Annotated in this window: 13 protein-coding genes and 1 tRNA gene; 5 read left to right on the top strand and 9 right to left on the bottom strand. The window is 42.1% G+C overall.

Annotated elements, in window-relative coordinates:
* The first annotated feature begins 71 nt into the window (after positions 1-71).
* A complete protein-coding gene (locus tag ACSC9N_RS12430; RefSeq protein ID WP_058952183.1) occupies positions 72-893 on the top strand; it encodes an IclR family transcriptional regulator in 822 nt (273 codons plus the stop codon).
* Positions 894-1,149: 256 nt separating this feature from the next.
* Here the strand turns inward: ACSC9N_RS12430 and ACSC9N_RS12425 are convergent, their stop codons facing one another.
* The 5 genes from ACSC9N_RS12425 to ACSC9N_RS12405 all read right to left on the bottom strand — a co-directional run bounded on the left by ACSC9N_RS12425 (position 1,150) and on the right by ACSC9N_RS12405 (position 7,222).
* Positions 1,150-2,376 (bottom strand): amino acid aminotransferase, encoded by a 1,227-nt coding sequence (locus ACSC9N_RS12425; protein WP_058952182.1) that lies wholly within the window; start codon positions 2,374-2,376, stop codon positions 1,150-1,152.
* Between the two features lie 29 nt (positions 2,377-2,405).
* The gene (locus ACSC9N_RS12420; protein ID WP_004981288.1) at positions 2,406-3,806 is read right to left on the bottom strand and encodes an amino acid permease; all 1,401 of its coding nucleotides are present in this window, start codon (positions 3,804-3,806) and stop codon (positions 2,406-2,408) included.
* A 164-nt stretch (positions 3,807-3,970) separates the two neighbouring features.
* A complete protein-coding gene (gene hppD, locus ACSC9N_RS12415) occupies positions 3,971-5,032 on the bottom strand; it encodes a 4-hydroxyphenylpyruvate dioxygenase (protein WP_058952181.1) in 1,062 nt (353 codons plus the stop codon).
* Positions 5,033-5,714: 682 nt separating this feature from the next.
* Positions 5,715-5,790 (bottom strand) — tRNA-Arg (locus ACSC9N_RS12410).
* Positions 5,791-5,869: 79 nt separating this feature from the next.
* Positions 5,870-7,222 carry an amino acid permease gene (locus tag ACSC9N_RS12405; RefSeq protein WP_029574969.1) on the bottom strand — a complete coding sequence of 451 codons (1,353 nt, stop codon included), beginning with the start codon at positions 7,220-7,222 and terminating at the stop codon, positions 5,870-5,872.
* Between the two features lie 331 nt (positions 7,223-7,553).
* Here ACSC9N_RS12405 and prpF point away from each other — a divergent pair, with 331 nt between their 5' ends.
* Positions 7,554-8,744 carry a 2-methylaconitate cis-trans isomerase PrpF gene (prpF, locus tag ACSC9N_RS12400; protein ID WP_058952180.1) on the top strand — a complete coding sequence of 397 codons (1,191 nt, stop codon included), beginning with the start codon at positions 7,554-7,556 and terminating at the stop codon, positions 8,742-8,744.
* A gap of 316 nt (positions 8,745-9,060) precedes the next feature.
* Positions 9,061-9,972, top strand: a complete 912-nt coding sequence (locus tag ACSC9N_RS12395; RefSeq protein WP_439036044.1) for a polyprenyl synthetase family protein — start codon at positions 9,061-9,063, stop codon at positions 9,970-9,972.
* A gap of 140 nt (positions 9,973-10,112) precedes the next feature.
* On the opposite strand, the gene ACSC9N_RS12390 is transcribed toward ACSC9N_RS12395, so the two are convergent.
* The 4 genes from ACSC9N_RS12390 to ACSC9N_RS12375 all read right to left on the bottom strand — a co-directional run bounded on the left by ACSC9N_RS12390 (position 10,113) and on the right by ACSC9N_RS12375 (position 13,169).
* Complete coding sequence (locus ACSC9N_RS12390) at positions 10,113-10,970, bottom strand: SPFH domain-containing protein (RefSeq protein WP_058869115.1); 858 nt, start codon at positions 10,968-10,970, stop codon at positions 10,113-10,115.
* Between the two features lie 15 nt (positions 10,971-10,985).
* Positions 10,986-11,459 (bottom strand): NfeD family protein, encoded by a 474-nt coding sequence (locus ACSC9N_RS12385; RefSeq protein ID WP_004981271.1) that lies wholly within the window; start codon positions 11,457-11,459, stop codon positions 10,986-10,988.
* A 97-nt stretch (positions 11,460-11,556) separates the two neighbouring features.
* A complete protein-coding gene (locus ACSC9N_RS12380; RefSeq protein ID WP_004981268.1) occupies positions 11,557-12,474 on the bottom strand; it encodes a patatin-like phospholipase family protein in 918 nt (305 codons plus the stop codon).
* 65 nt (positions 12,475-12,539) lie between these two features.
* Complete coding sequence (locus tag ACSC9N_RS12375; RefSeq protein WP_058952179.1) at positions 12,540-13,169, bottom strand: 1-acyl-sn-glycerol-3-phosphate acyltransferase; 630 nt, start codon at positions 13,167-13,169, stop codon at positions 12,540-12,542.
* A 136-nt stretch (positions 13,170-13,305) separates the two neighbouring features.
* On the opposite strand from ACSC9N_RS12375, the gene ACSC9N_RS12370 reads away from it, so the two are divergent.
* Together ACSC9N_RS12370 and ACSC9N_RS12365 are read left to right on the top strand one after the other, a co-directional pair.
* Positions 13,306-14,562 carry an MFS transporter gene (locus ACSC9N_RS12370; protein ID WP_058952178.1) on the top strand — a complete coding sequence of 419 codons (1,257 nt, stop codon included), beginning with the start codon at positions 13,306-13,308 and terminating at the stop codon, positions 14,560-14,562.
* A gap of 141 nt (positions 14,563-14,703) precedes the next feature.
* Complete coding sequence (locus tag ACSC9N_RS12365; protein ID WP_058952177.1) at positions 14,704-15,828, top strand: porin; 1,125 nt, start codon at positions 14,704-14,706, stop codon at positions 15,826-15,828.
* Positions 15,829-15,948 lie beyond the last annotated feature (120 nt).

The following is a 15,948-nucleotide window of genomic DNA, read 5'->3' as shown; positions in this document are numbered from 1 at the left end:
CTCTGAATGAGAGAGTCAGGTTTAGATGGCTCACATTTTTGATTTAAGTAGTACAATTCACCAATGGAGTTATGACAACTAATGCAGCTATGCAGGGTAAAGCGATGAGTGTTGAGGAAGAAAAAATACAGGGAGGGGTTCAGTCTCTGGAAGTTGGATTAACCGTATTAGATGCATTAACCGCACATAATGCACCGATGATGTTAAAAGAGCTGTCCGAAGTTTTATCCATGCATCCGGCCAAAGTACACCGTTATGTGGTGAGTTTGATTCGTAAAGACTATGCTCAGCAATTAACTGATGGGCGTTATAGTTTAGGTGAGCGCGCACATGCTTTTGGGGTGAATGCACTCAAGCGAACAGATATGCTGGAATTAAGCCAGCGTTATATTCAGGACATCCAGCAAAGTCTGAATTGCAGTATTCATGTGAGTAAATGGTTCGCCGATGGCGCGGTCGTGGTTCAGTCTTTAGAATCTAACCATGTCTTTAATATTATTACTCGAGTCGGTTCACGCATGCCTCTGCTCAAATCTGCGACAGGGCGCTTGCATGCCTGCTATCAGCCTGAGCACATCATCAAGCCATTATTGGAAAAAGAATGGGAAAGTAGCGCTAAACCAGAGCAGTATCCTGCAAATTGGGAAGATTTTTTAGAGCTGAAAGCGAAAATCCTGAGTCAAGGTTATGCTTCAGTCACAGGAGATATGATGGCTGGGATCAATGCGATTAGTATTCCAGTCTTTAATTTCACGCAGCAACTGGATCATGTCATTACTTGTATTGGCACAGAAGATCAGTTACCTGAAGGGCAAATGCAGCAAGCAATTGATTATGTACTTGGCGTACAGCGACAGATCGATGCTTTATTTCGTCCAGCTGCTGCCATATAAAAGCGTCGATTACATTGAAAAGATGAATTAAGTTTTAAATCCACCCTCTGGTGGATTTTTTTATGGGATGCGGTCGTGCTAGACAGTATCAATATTTCATCTTCTGACACCTTGTCTAAAGGAAAAGGGAAAATTAGGAACTAGATAGTGACGCTGAAACCCGTAGACTTAGGTTGCCTAGATTCAAATTCTGAAAAATAACGATAAAAAAGGCTTCTAACCCTAGAGTGAGAAGCCTAAGTGAGCATGATATATCTTAAGCAAACACAGACTCAGTGGAACTTGCAGCTTTAAGCACAGTTGCCATCGACTCAGCCACATAATCAATATTGTTTAAATTCAGGCCAGCAGTACACATACGGCCGCTGCGGACTAAATAAATACTATAATCTTGTTTCAGCAAATCGACCTGTTCTGCACTTAAGCCCGTATAACTAAACATGCCTTGTTGCTGGGTCAGATAGCTAAAATCCATATCTGGTAGCGCTTGACTGAGTTTGTCTTCAAGTAAGCGACGCATCAGTAAAATGCGCTGACGCATTTCTTCTAATTCAGACTGCCATAGCTGAGACAACGCTGTGTCATTTAATACCTGACTCACCAATAACGCACCGTTGGCTGCTGGGCTAGAATAAATGCGGCGGACTGTCGCTTTAAGTTGACCCAATACATTTTGGGCAATGTTTGCGTCATCACAGACAAAGCTTAAGCTACCAACGCGCTCGCCATATAAGGAAAAGATCTTGGAAAAAGAATGGCTGACAATAAAGTTCATACCAGACCGATCTAGCGCATGTATCGCATAAGCATCTTGTTCCAAGCCTTGACCAAAACCTTGATAGGCCATGTCCAAGAAAGGAATCAAGTTGTTTGCTTTTAGAACCTCAATCACTTGATCCCATTCATGAGGTGCTAAATCTGCACCTGTCGGGTTATGACAGCAAGGATGCAGTAGTACGATACTTTGAGCAGGTAGCTGCTTTAGGGTATCTAGCATCGCCGTGAGATTCACGGCATGGGTATCCGCATCGTAATAAGGATAGAAATGGGTTTGAACACCAGCGCCATTAAAGATCGCAATATGGTTTTCCCAAGTCGGCTGACTGACCCAGATTTCAGACTGCGGAAAGTATTTGTTCAAGAAGTCTGCACCCACTTTGAGTGCACCAGAACCACCCAAAGTCTGAATGGTAACGATACGCCCTTGCTGACGGGCAGGGCTCGCCTGACCGAAAATGAGTTCTTGTGCAGCCTGATTAAAGCTTTTGAGCCCATCCATCGGCAAATAGACTCGGACTTTGTCATAGTCTGGAATTAAATGCGTATAGGCTTCTTGAACCGACTGTAGCTGCGGCACGATATTATCTTCATTATAATAAAGTCCGATACTGAGATTGACCTTATTCTGGCGCGTATCTTTGCTGAATTCCTCCATCAGAGAAAGAATCGGGTCACCTGCATAGGCATCAATATGTTGAAACATGAATACATCCTAATATGATAAATACGATATTACGCTTCTGGTAAGGAAGTGATTTTACTTTTTTCAAGCAACGCAACATGATCTTCTTGCTTTCGTTTAAAGAGATAAGCCGTCAGTAAAATTGCAATCCAGACTGGAATCATAAGAACTGCAATTTGCATATCTGGGCTACGACTCATAATGAGCAGAATACTCGCCATGAAGGCAATACATAAATAATTGGTAAATGGATAGGCCACACTTGGAAAGTGAGTTTTTACCTGCATGCGATTCATGGCTTTTTTAAACTTTAAATGTGTATAAGAAATCACGACCCAGTTAATCACAATAGCCGCTACGACCAGCATCATGAGTAAGTTAAATGCTTTTTCAGGAAATAAATAGTTAATCAGAACACATATTAAAGTAAAGAAAGCTGAAACCATAATGGCATTTACAGGAATACCACGCGGATTAATTTTGCTTAAAAATTTTGGGGCATTGCCCTGTTGTGCCAGACCCAGCAGCATTCGGCTGGTACAGTAATTGGTGCTGTTATAGACAGAAACAGCCGCAGTCAAAACCACAAAATTTAAAACAGCGGCCACGGTTTGGCTGCCTAAAGAGTCGAAAATCAATACAAAAGGACTACCGCCTTCAGCCATCATATTCCATGGATAAAGCGACAAAATTACGACTAGGCTTAAGATATAAAACAACAAGACGCGGTAAACAATTTGATTGACGGCTTTTGGGAGGGTTTTCTGAGGGTTATCTGTTTCTGCTGCTGCAATACCTACCAGTTCAATTCCACCGAAAGCAAACATAATCATGGCCATAGCCATCACTAAACCTGTAATACCATTGGGAAAGAAGCCACCGAGCTGCCATAAATTTTGTAAGCTAGACTGGCTATGACCACTACCGCTAGCCAGCAAGTAACTCCCAAAAGCAATCATGGCAATAATTGCCACGACCTTAATGATGGCTAGCCAAAACTCCATTTCACCAAATAATTTCACGTGCAGTAAATTAATGACATTAATGAAAATAAAGAAACCCAAAGCAGAAACCCACGTTGGAATATCAGGCCACCAGTAATGGATATAGAGGCCGACAGCACTGAGTTCAGCCATACACACTAAAATATTCAGTACCCAATAATTCCAGCCAGACATAAAGCCCGCAAATTTGCCCCAGTATTTATAAGCAAAATGACTAAAAGAACCACTCACGGGTTCATGCACAATCATTTCACCGAGCTGGCGCATCATGAGAAAGGCAATAAGGCCTGCGATGGCATAGCCTAAAATAACAGAAGGTCCTGCGAGTTTGATGGTTTGTGAAATGCCGAGGAAGAGCCCAGTGCCGATAGAACCACCGAGGGCGATGAGCTGAATATGACGATTACTTAAACCTTTTTTCAGGTTTCCTTGTTCAATGTGCTGCATTTTTATTCTTCATCCATGTGAGATAAAGCCTTGAACCATGATGATGTTTAGTTATTTTTATATTGTCATCGGAGCGGACTTTAATTTTTACGAGTATAATTTTGCGCAAAAGTTAAATTTCCCTGTACATAAAACTATATGTACAGGGAAATTCTAGAAATCGTTTAAGCTTTCGATACATCTAAAACGCCACGTTTAATTTGATCGCGTTCAATCGACTCAAATAGCGCTTTAAAGTTGCCTTCACCAAAACCGTCGTCATCTTTACGTTGAATAAATTCAAAGAAGACAGGGCCTAGCATATTTTGGGAGAAAATTTGCAACAAGAGGCGTTTATTACCGTCTTTAGTATTGCCATCCAGCAAAATGCCCCGTTTTTGTAGTTCATCAGCAGGTTCACCGTGGTTAGGCAAACGCTCATCTAGCATTTCATAATAGGTATTTGGCGGAGGTGTCATGAACTTGGCACCTAAAGCTTTTAACTTGTCCCAAGTGCTAATCAGGTCATCACAAATGAAGGCAATATGCTGAATGCCTTCACCGTTAAATTCATTGAGGAATTCGGCAATCTGACCATTTCCTTTATCCGAATCTTCATTGAGCGGAATACGGATTTTGCCATCTGGCGCCGTGAGTGCTTTGGACGTCAGGCCAGTATATTCACCTTTAATATCGAAGTAGCGAATTTCTTGGAAGTTAAAAATCTTTTCATAGAAATCAGCCCAATACTGCATACGGCCTTTATACACATTATGGGTCAAATGGTCGATTTCATATAAACCTGTGCCGACAGGATTGGATGCTACATCATCAAAGAAGATGAAGTCATTTTGGTAAATGTCACAATCGACAAGGAAAATAGGAGAGCCGCCAATCCCTTTAATCGCTGGGATATTCAGCTCCATCGGGCCAACTTGGTTGTAAATGGGTTCAGCACCAATTTCTATCGCCTTTTTAAATGCCTTTGCCGCATTCTTGGTGCGGAAACCCATTGCACAGGCAGAAGGGCCGTGTTCTTTATAGAAATAAGCTGCATACGATTCAGGCTGATAATTTAGAATGATATTAATTTTGCCCTGACGCCATAAATACGCATTTTTAGACTTATGCTTTGCCACTTTGCTGAACCCAATGGTTTCAAACACCGCATCTAGCTGACCATCTTCAGAAACAAATTCAATAAATTCGAATCCACACAGTTCTAATGGGTTGGCTAATTCATTCATACAACGTCCTCATTTCTTTTTTAAGCAATCCTATTGCTTATCTTTTTTAACGATTCCTTTCAGAGCCAACGGACTGGTCGCTACAATTTTAGAGCGAGAGAGACAAATCCGTTTGTCTGACATGGGGCACCTGTTCTGCAGCATTCTTAATGTTGAGTGAACAAGTGTAGAAGTTTTAATTCATCATACTTGATCTAAATTATTATTCAATACGTAATTTAATTACGTAATAAATAAAATTGGTAAATGATTGACCTATAAATTAAATTAATATTATTCATAAAAATATTTTTAAAATAGGGGCGCTTTGTTATACCAAGATTTCAGGATGAAATCTGTGCTATAGGACTAAAATAGAATGGAAAAATTGGGTATGAAATTTGGCTCATTCAGTGCATCTGTTGAGAATAGCTATTTGAAAATGAAACAGCCAAGCAACTGATTTGAGCACGAAAATTAATTGTAAAAGATCAAGAACAGTTTGACTTACTAAAACCTGATTTGAAAACCCAGATGTAGGTGTCGCCGCGAGCGAGTTTGATCACGCTGAATTTTTTGCATTAGCTTGAGCGGCTGTTGAATCAGCGTCCAAGATTGAAGGGGATTATTAGTATCTGGGCGCGATGAATCGAATTTTTAGTGTTTATGATTAGGCATAGAGAGGTTGAAAACAACCATAAAATGGTGCGCTCTGCGGGACTCGAACCCACGTCGGTCGCTTAGGAGGCAACTGCTCTATCCAGTTAAGCTAAGAGCGCAAAAGTGCGGTTAATGTAGCTGATTTTACTCAAAAAAAATAGTTATTGCCGAAACAATAACTATTTAAAAATGAATATTTTATGCTTTTCTATACAGAATTTTGTATAGAACGAACATTAATACAATCCAAATTGGAATCATGATCACAGCGCCGCTTAAACCTTGAGTCCACATGATGTAAAGCACTACAGCAATAAATGCAAGAACAAGGTAATTACTGAAAGGCGACCAAAGTGCAGGAAATAATGGTTTTTTTGCTTCGCTTTTCATGGCCTTCATAAATTGAAGATGAGTTAAGCTGATCATGGCCCAGTTCAATACCAAAGCACCAACAACAATATAAATTAAGTTGCTGAGAGCATCTTCTGGCGCAAAATAATTTAATAGTACACAACCGAAAATCAGTAAAGCAGAGAACAAGACTGCTGGAATTGGCACACCTTGCTTATTGGTTTTACTGAAGATTTTAGGTGCATTGCCTTGCTGTGCTAAACCAAACAGCATACGGCTGTTAGCATACATACCGCTGTTATATACAGAAAGTGCTGCAGTCAAGATAATAAAGTTAAGCAAATGCGCGGCCCAACCAATACCTAATTGACTGAAGATCATTACAAATGGGCTCTTATCTAAGCCGCCAAGTTGCAATTCATTCCAAGGTACAAGTGATAATAAAATGGTTAATGAACCCACATAGAAAATGAGGATACGGAATACCACTTGGTTGATTGCTTTAGGAATTGATTTTTGTGGGTTATCAGCTTCTGCTGCAGCCATACCAATTAATTCAATACCGCCAAAGGCAAACATGAGGAAGGCAAGCATATAGAATAGACCTTCAACACCATGTGGGAAGAAACCGCCATGTGACCAAAGGTTGCTGAATGAAGCCGTAGAATCTGCGCCTGCTGTAGCCAAAAGATAAAGACCAAAAACAATCATGGCGACGACGGCCGTGACTTTGATGATAGCTAGCCAAAACTCTGATTCACCATAAAATTTCACATTACCTAAATTGACTAAGGTAATGATAACAAAGAAGGTGAGTACAGATGCCCACGCAGGAATGTGGGGCCACCAGTAGTTGATATATTTCGCAACTGCGGTCAGTTCGGTCATGGCTACTAGAACATATAGAATCCAGTAGTTCCAGCCAGCCAAAAAGCCTGCAAATTTGCCCCAGTATTTGTTTGCAAAATGACTAAAAGAACCAGCTACAGGTTCCTCAACGATCATTTCCCCGAGTTGACGCATGATTAGAAATGCAATTAAACCGCCAATTGCATAGCCCAAAATAATGGATGGGCCAGCAGATTCAATCACATGTGCGGAACCTAAAAATAAGCCAGTACCAATTGCGCCGCCCATGGCAATCAATTGAATATGACGGTTCTTTAAGCCACGCTGAAGTTGAGACGACTCTTTATTCAAGTTATTTCAGCCCGACAATGGATAAGTGTTTCCGATTGTAATAGATCGTGAAGAAATCGCATAGTAGCTCAAAATTCATGAAAAAAAGTTATTATTCATATGAAAAATAATGTGTAATGAATTGTAAATAAAAAACATACGAATCAATATATTAATTTTATTTAAATTATCAAATCAGGAATTTTATTTGGAAACCGGACGTTCACAAATGATGTTTTTTTAGACTTAAGTCTGTATTTTACGTAGGCATAGGGAAAAAAGGTATGATGAGCCTAAGTTAAATCAGATCTTTTGACTTAACACAATGATAAATATGAAGGATTCAATAAAAATGAGTTTTGCACCGCAAATCAAAATTCCAGCAACGTATATGCGTGGAGGGACCAGTAAGGGCGTATTCTTTAAATTAGATGATCTCCCAGAAGCTGCGCAACAGGCTGGACGCGTTCGAGATCAGTTATTGCTCCGTGTAATTGGTAGCCCCGATCCTTATGCAAAGCAGATTGATGGTATGGGTGGTGCAACATCGAGTACCAGTAAAACGGTGATTTTAGCGAAGAGCCAACAGCCCGAACATGATGTCGACTATTTATTTGGGCAAGTGTCGATTGATCAGCCGTTTGTCGACTGGAGCGGAAACTGTGGCAACTTAACGGCTGCTGTAGGCTCATTTGCGATTTCAAATGGTTTGGTCGATGCTGCACGTATTCCAGAAAATGGCATCTGCACAGTCCGCATTTGGCAGGTGAATATTCAAAAAACCATTATTGCACACGTACCTATTACGCAGGGGCAAGTTCAAGAAACAGGTGATTTTGAACTTGATGGCGTGACGTTCCCAGCTGCAGAAGTGCAAATTGAATTTTTAGATCCAGCCGATGATGGTGAAGATGGTGGTGCCATGTTCCCAACAGGGAATTTGGTTGACACTTTAGAGGTTCCAGAGATTGGCCGCTTCCAAGCAACGTTTATCAATGCAGGTATTCCGACCATTTTCTTAAATGCGGAAGACATTGGCTACACGGGGAGTGAATTACAAGACGCAATTAATGGCGATGCCAAGGCTTTAGCGCGTTTTGAAACCATTCGTGCCTATGGTGCAAAACAGATGGGGCTGATTCAAGACATTTCTGAAGCTGCCAGTCGTCAACACACGCCTAAAATTGCTTTTGTTTCTAAGCCAAAACAATATGTCTCGTCGAGTGGTAAAACCATTACAGAGCAAGACACCAATTTATTGGTTCGTGCACTTTCTATGGGTCAATTACACCATGCGATGATGGGGACAGCAGCTGTTGCCATTGGTACCGCAGCAGCGATACCAGGAACCTTGGTCAATTTGGCCGCGGGTGGTGGAGCACGTGAAGCCGTTCGTTTTGGTCATCCTTCAGGGACCTTACGTGTGGGAGCGCAAGCGATACAAGAAAAGGGTCAGTGGGTAGTAAAAAAAGCTGTCATGAGCCGTAGTGCACGCGTGTTGATGGAAGGTTGGGTGCGTATTCCAGCGGAAAGCTTGGATTAACGCGATGTAAAAAGCCTCTTTCTGTAGAGGCTTTTTTATGTCAACTCTAGGTCTGTGATAAGAAGGCTAAAAATAACCAAGAGCATGAGAGGTGAATTTTAGAGCCTGATTGCTTGTGTAATGGCGGCTTGAAATAGTAGAAAAGTTATTCTTATCATCTAGTCTGCAAAAATTAATAGAATACTGTGCCTTGTTTGTGCTTTCGGCATAGAGAAAGCGGGCAGAAAGCAGTATCATGCCAACAGATCATTTCAAATGATCGGCTCAGGCAAACTGAGCACCAGATTAATTTATCCTATTGTTATTCGAGGCGAATGTGTCAGCACTAACCGACGTATCAGCAAATGCACTCCAACAGGCTCAACAACGTATTCACGATGATTTATTGACGGCACTTGATGCTTTTTCAATTCCAGAACCGTTAAAGAGTGCCGTGCATCATGCGGTCATGTTAGGTGGTAAACGTGTGCGTCCTGCACTGTGCTATGCCACGGCACATTTAAATCCAAACAATAATGCAACTGCCGTGCGCCGTGCCGCGGTGGCAGTGGAACTGATTCATTGTTACTCCTTGGCACATGATGATTTGCCGTGTATGGACAATGATCTTTTGCGTCGTGGTCAGCCGACCTGTCACGTGGCTTATGGTGAAGATACAGCGTTGCTTGCGGGCGATATCTTGCAGTCTATGGCATTTGAAATTTTAGGTAGTCGACTGTTTGATGCTGGCCCAGTGGTTGATCAGGGTATTGTACTGAAGCAGATGCAAATTTTAGCGACAGCGAGTTCTAAAATGGTGTGTGGACAAGTCCTCGACCTGCAAGCCGAAGGTAAACGTGTCGATCAGACTGCACTTGAAAATATCCATCGAAATAAAACGGGTGCATTGATTTCTGCTGCGGTGATGATGGCCGCGGTGACTGTATTTGACGGTTGTGATCAAGCGATTCCAAAGTTACGCGAATATGCGCAGGCAATTGGTTTGGCTTTTCAGGTGCAAGACGATATTTTAGATATCATTTCAAATACAGATGTCCTAGGTAAAACCGCAGGGAAGGATGAGCAAGTCGAAAAATCGACTTATCCAGCTTTGATGGGACTTGAGGCTGCACAAGACTATGCCAAGACTTTGCATGATCAAGCCTTTGCTGCTTTGGCTTATTTCCCAACGGATGCTGCAGCAGAACTTAATCAGATTTCACAGTTTTTATTGGCTCGCCAAAGCTAAGTTTCAGTGTTTAGATTAAACAAGAGGACATACTATGTCCTCTTGTTTAATACTTGTTCCTTAGAGGCTTGAGTTTTTCCTCAACCACAATAAAAAAGACAGCTCGAAAGCTGTCCTCATTCAATGAAACCAAGCATCAGTTAGATGTCTTTACGTCCCATAACACCACGGATGGTACTTAAAATATCGGCTGGCAACACCACTGTTTTAGCATTGTTCGATTTAGACATGTCTTGCATCGCTTTGACATATTGTTCGCCCAACAAGTAAGCCACAGGAATTTCCTTGTCGCCCACAGCCGAAGTGACCATTTCAATGGCACGCTGAGAAGACTCTGCTAAGACCACTTGTGCTTCTGCATCACGACGAGACGCTTCTAAACGTCCATCAGCTTCTAAAATCGCTGCTTGTTTTTCACCGTCTGCTTTGGTCACGGTCGCACGACGTTGACGCTCAGCTGCCGCTTGCGCTTCCATTGCGGCCTGCATCGTTGAAGAGGGTTGAATATCTTGAATTTCAACGGTTTTTAGGGTAATGCCCCAGTCTGAAATATCATCCGAAATGGCTGCTTTAAGTTTGGCTTTAATGTGATCACGAGACGATAGCGCATCATCGAGATCCATTTCACCAACGATTGAACGCAGTGACGTTTGCACTAAGTTTTGAATGGCCCATGTATAGTTTTCAATCCCATAGACGGCATTTACAGGCGTGGTGATGTTGATGTAGGCCACTGCATTCATGAGCAAAACGGCATTATCACGGGTAATCACTTCTTGAGAGGGAATGTCTAATACAATGTCTTTGGTCGTCACTTTATAAGCCACTTCATCGACATAAGGAATCACAAAGTTGAGACCTGGACTCAACGTGGTATGGTATTTACCCAGACGTTGCACGATCCATTTATAACCTTGTGGAACAATACGGACACCTTTAAAAATGGTGACAGCGGCAAAAGCCAAAATTGCTAAAACGACAATAAATCCACCAGACATATGCTTAACTCACTTTTATCTATTTTCGTTGGTTGAGAGATGTGCTTTGACCATTAAATCATTGCCCAGTATTTCAACGACACGCACTCGGTCGCCGACGTGGACTTTATCTAAAGTACGACAGTTCCATTCATCTGAACCGAGTACTGGAATGGGAAAGCGAACGCGAATGTGTTCATTTTCAGGACTCGCTTGAATCACCATGCCAATTTGACCGATGGTTGCTTCGCGAGACAGTCCTGCTTTGGTTTTGTCAGTCGAAAGCGGTTTAATAAACTTAAACCAAAGTAAAGTGCATAAAATCGACAAAATAATCCACGTCACAAACTGCGTGGTAACACCCATCATGGGGAACATCCAGTACAGAATACCGACCATAATGGCCGCAATACCGAACCACAATGCGGCAAAAGCAGGCAGAATCAGCTCTGATAACATTAACAGAACGCCCAATACAAACCAGTGCCAAGGTTCAAAAGCAAATTCCATACATCTACTCATATATTCGTTATAGGGATATAGATGCAGAAGCATCTATATCAATTTAGCAGATGAATAAGTCTTTGAATATTAAAAATCAAATTTTTTAGAATTTGGCTTTGGGCGCAGGTTTAAAAGCAGCTGGGGTCTTTTTAAAATCGACAATGGCTTTTTCGATCGATTTAATTTTGAGCTGAGCGGCTTTTTCACCTTCTAAAATAGATTGATTGCTGGCTTTTAAGTCCAAAGTGCCCAAGTGTCCGACTTTGGGTTGAATCACCACAGTCGCTTGGCTCAATTCTTCATTGATGCTTTGCTGCCCCATAATATTAATGGTCTGGTCGAGCAAGCCCCACATATTGAGGGGTTTGTTACCGACAGGGCGCGCTGAAATATCAATAGCAATCACAATATCCGCACCCATGTCCTTGGCTGTTTTGACTGGAATTGGGCTGACCAGACCGCCATCAACATACTTGGTTCCACCAATCACTGCAGGTACAAAAACGTTCGGAATACTGCATGAGGCACGTACTGCTTGGCCTGCATTGCCTTTGATAAAATCGGCTTTACGTCCAGTATCAAGACGGGTCGCCACCGCAGCAAAGCGGATAGGGAACTGTTGAATCGGTTTGTTGCCGACGTGTTTGTTGACATAGTCTTGCAGCTTTTGACCTTGAACAAACCCTTGGGAGTTGAGGGTTAAGTCTCGAATGTCCGATTCTTTTAAGGTCAAGGCAATTTGCTGAAGTTGGAAAGGCGTTTTACCACTGGCATAGATACTGCCCACAAAACTTCCCGCACTGGTTCCTGTGACAATTTTAGGTTTAATACCATGTGACTCTAAAACTTTAAGCACCCCAATGTGTGCAAAGCCTTTGGCACCGCCACCGCCGAGTGCAATCGCAATCACAGGTTCACGAGCTTGAATGGGAGTTGTTGTTGGTGTTTTCTTTGATGCAAGATCACATCCTGCCATAGTCAGTGTGAGTGCACCAATCAGAGATAAACGAGCAAAATTCATGGTCAAAAATACTAAAACGCAAAACAAATAATGGTGCACATCTCAGCAGATTCGACCTTGATTTACTAGCTATTTTTTAAGCGTTTTTGTAAAGGCTTGGCTAACCATTTTGGGTTCTTGGCTGAAAATTTGCCGATATACAGATCTAAAATATGCTCTAGGTCTTGCTCAAAATGCCCTGTGGGATGAAACACGCCCAAGCAGTGGATAGTTTTTTGCGCATAGTCAAAGGAAAACATCACAATTGGAATCTGTGCACCATACGCAATGCGATAAAAGCCACTACGGATGGATTCGGCTTGCTTACGTGTGCCCTCAGGTGCCATCCCGAACCAAATTTTTTCTTTGCTGTGAATAATATCGATAATGTCTTGGGTTAACCCTTGGGCATGGCTACGATTGACAGGAATGACGCCAATCCACTCAAGTAAAGGTTTCAGTGGGGTATGAAACAAACTGTTCTTGCCAAAAATGGTGATTTGGAGGCCTAAGCCCAGTAGAGCCGTAAAGCCATGCCATGCATCGATATTGGAGGTATGCGGCGAGATAATTGCTACCGCTTTAGGCAGGTTGGGAAATTCGCCAACAAAGCGCCAACCTTGCGCCAAATAAAGCTGCTTAAAAATAGCGCGAGTGAATGCAGATGAGTTACGACTTGGAACTTGATCTGGTAGTTCTGGAAAATATTGGTTCATTGTTATTATACTCAATCGACCAAGATGTATATGATCTCATCATAAGCACTGATCGGCTTGAATTCATTGGCAAAAAAAGTGAAGGGATAGCGATCTCAGATGAATATTTTGACCAATCCATGTATATAGGAACAGCATGCTACAGACTCGCAATGTATATATTTTGCTGTTTTCATTGTATTGGGCGCAGGGCTTACCCGTCGGGTTTATGACTCATGCCTTGCCCGTCATTTTAAGAGCACAGGGTGTGTCATTGGCACAGATTGGAGGCTTCGGACTGCTGATGTTGCCGTGGTCGATCAAAGTGTTTTGGGCACCTGTACTGGATCGTTTTGGGATCACTCGTTTCGGCCACTATCGGAGTTGGATTATTCCATTGCAGTTCCTTACGGTGCTGGTGCTGATCGGACTATCTTTCCTCCCGATTGATGGATTAAATCAACCTATTTATTTATGGGCTTTCTTTGTGGGCCTCCTGAGTATGAATTTTCTAGGGGCAACGCAAGATATTGCAACCGATGGATTGGCGGTCAATATTTTAAAAGGGGAGCAACAGCACTGGGGCAATACCTTTCAGGTGATTGGATCGCGTCTGGGTTTTATTGTCGGTGGTGGAGCAATCTTGTGGGCATTAGATTGGCTGAGTTGGCAGAGCACTTTTTTGATGCTGGCGGCAATGGTCTTTATAAACACGCTGCCGATTTTAATTTATCCAGAGCCAAAGCATCGAGAGGTTTCAGCAGCTCAGACCACACCTTTTAATCTCCAGCAGATCAAAAACTATTTGGCTTATTTTGTCCAGAGTCCTTTGCTTGCAGCATGGTTAGCAGTGCTATTGAGCTTTAAAATTGCTGATGGTTTAGCAGGGCCACTTTTGAAGCCTTTGATGGTCGATTTGGGTCTGAGTTTTTCTCAGATAGGGCTTTATGTCACCATGTTGGGTGCATGTGCCGCCTTAATCGGTGCAGGACTTGCGGGTTATAGTTTGAAGTTGATTCGCCGTGACACGGCTTTAGTACTGTATTCGGTGCTAAAAATATTCAGTCTGGCGGCTTATACATGGTTGGCCTTTCAATATGAAAACCAGCACAGTATGCAGCCGTGGCTGATATATCTGATCAATGCCTTTGAAGATATGACCTCATCGATGCTGTTGGTGGTCATGCTCACCCTAGTGATGCAGTACAGTCGTAAACATATGGCAGGCACGGACTTTACTTTTCAAGTAGCGTTGATGGCCACTGTCAGTGGTGGTTTGTATAGTGTGAGCGGTCTATTGGGAGATTGGCTCGGCTATTTTAATTATCTGTGTATGATTGTAGTCATTGCGATGTTGAGCCTGTGGTTTATCTTCAAATGGCGTGGCATTGCGATGCATTCAGACCTTTCATAATTCATTCATAAATAAATCATAAAAAGTGCTAAATAATGATGTAAAAAATTAAAAAATATAACTAAATAATTTTTTAATTGTTCTGTCATATATGTCTGAACGGTAATATTTGTAACAAATTTACCGTAGGATATTTTGATAATGAAAACACAAATTGCAGCCGCAATCGCTTTAAGTTTAGTGGCAGGGGTAACATTCGCAGCACCTACTTTTTATGGTGAAATTGATGTCACGGCCGATTATTTACCTGAAGACAATGCTTCGCCAAATAAAGACCGAGATGTGGTCGAGTTGAACTCTAACAACTCCTTTTTGGGGTTAAAGGGCGAAGAGAAACTGACAGATCGCTTAAATGCACTATACCAAGCTGAATTTACCTTCTATGTGGACAATGGTGGTAGCACGGATACTTTCGTTCCGCGTAATTTACTCGTTGGCTTACAAGACCAGAAATTGGGTACATTGAAAGTCGGTAAAATTGATACCCCCGTTAAACAACTGTCTTCAGTGGTGGATACCTTTAATAACTATGTGGCCAATAAAGCCGATGTGGCGGGGATTTTCACGGGTGAAAACCGAGTTGATAATGTGCTGGTCTATGAAACACCTGCTTGGGGAGTGGGCGCAGGTAAACTGAAAGCTGCGGCACTGTTAGCAACAGGTGAAGCTGGTGGTATTGAAAAATCTAAAGGCGGTGCAAAAGTTGCAGGGCGTGGTCTGGGCGATGCTTGGTCAGCATCAGTGGTCTATGACAGTAAAAAGTTTGTTGCAGGGATTGGTTATGATAAGGCCATTCCGTCAACCTTTGCAGGACGTGGCACTTTGAATGCTTCAGCGCCTGAAGTGACTGGCGGGGTGGCAGGTAGTGCCTTTGCAGCAGCTGATACTTTGCGTGCCATTGGCCGAGTAAATCTGAATAATGGTTTGGCGTTGAAAGCCTTATATCAAACTTCTGAAGTGGCGGATGTACAAGGTAATGATGCTGTCGCAGCTACCATAGACGACGCACAAGGCTGGTTGGTTGGGGCTGAATATAACTTACCGACTGCCAAAGCTTGGACAGTGAAAGCTCAATACAGTCAAAACTCAACCAGCTTTAAAACATCTAAAGATGACTTTGATGCACAGCAGTTTATTGCAGGTGCTGATTATGCCTTTACCAAGCAAGTTAAAGCTTATGGTTACGCAGGGATTTTGACGCTTGAACAAGCATCATTTGAAACCAAACAACCTGTAGTAGGCACAGGGATTGAATACAAATTTTAATGTTTAAGTGATAGAAAAGGGTAAAGTCTATACAGATTAATGCTGATCAGTTAAGGAGTTTTATAGAAACTCCTTAACTTTTTGTCGTTCATGATGGAATCTTCGTATTTTAAAATTTAA

It is taken from the genome of Acinetobacter sp. PC34 (assembly GCF_051789135.1).
Lineage (GTDB): Bacteria > Pseudomonadota > Gammaproteobacteria > Pseudomonadales > Moraxellaceae > Acinetobacter > Acinetobacter johnsonii.
Note: the sequence above shows the minus strand (reverse complement) of the source record. Positions and strands in the feature narration are given on the sequence as shown.

Bases quoted from the DNA above. Each gene is read 5' to 3' on its own strand.
- ACSC9N_RS12385 (WP_004981271.1), bottom strand. From the start codon at position 11,459: ATGGAATTTGCTTTTGAACCTTGGCACTGGTTTGTATTGGGCGTTCTG.
- ACSC9N_RS12365 (WP_058952177.1), top strand. From the start codon at position 14,704: ATGAAAACACAAATTGCAGCCGCAATCGCTTTAAGTTTAGTGGCAGGG.
- ACSC9N_RS12390 (WP_058869115.1), bottom strand. From the start codon at position 10,970: ATGTCTGGTGGATTTATTGTCGTTTTAGCAATTTTGGCTTTTGCCGCT.
- ACSC9N_RS12430 (WP_058952183.1), top strand. From the start codon at position 72: ATGACAACTAATGCAGCTATGCAGGGTAAAGCGATGAGTGTTGAGGAA.
- prpF (WP_058952180.1), top strand. From the start codon at position 7,554: ATGAGTTTTGCACCGCAAATCAAAATTCCAGCAACGTATATGCGTGGA.
- ACSC9N_RS12420 (WP_004981288.1), bottom strand. From the start codon at position 3,806: ATGCAGCACATTGAACAAGGAAACCTGAAAAAAGGTTTAAGTAATCGT.
- ACSC9N_RS12370 (WP_058952178.1), top strand. From the start codon at position 13,306: ATGCTACAGACTCGCAATGTATATATTTTGCTGTTTTCATTGTATTGG.
- ACSC9N_RS12375 (WP_058952179.1), bottom strand. From the start codon at position 13,169: ATGAACCAATATTTTCCAGAACTACCAGATCAAGTTCCAAGTCGTAAC.
- hppD (WP_058952181.1), bottom strand. From the start codon at position 5,032: ATGAATGAATTAGCCAACCCATTAGAACTGTGTGGATTCGAATTTATT.
- ACSC9N_RS12425 (WP_058952182.1), bottom strand. From the start codon at position 2,376: ATGTTTCAACATATTGATGCCTATGCAGGTGACCCGATTCTTTCTCTG.
- ACSC9N_RS12380 (WP_004981268.1), bottom strand. From the start codon at position 12,474: ATGAATTTTGCTCGTTTATCTCTGATTGGTGCACTCACACTGACTATG.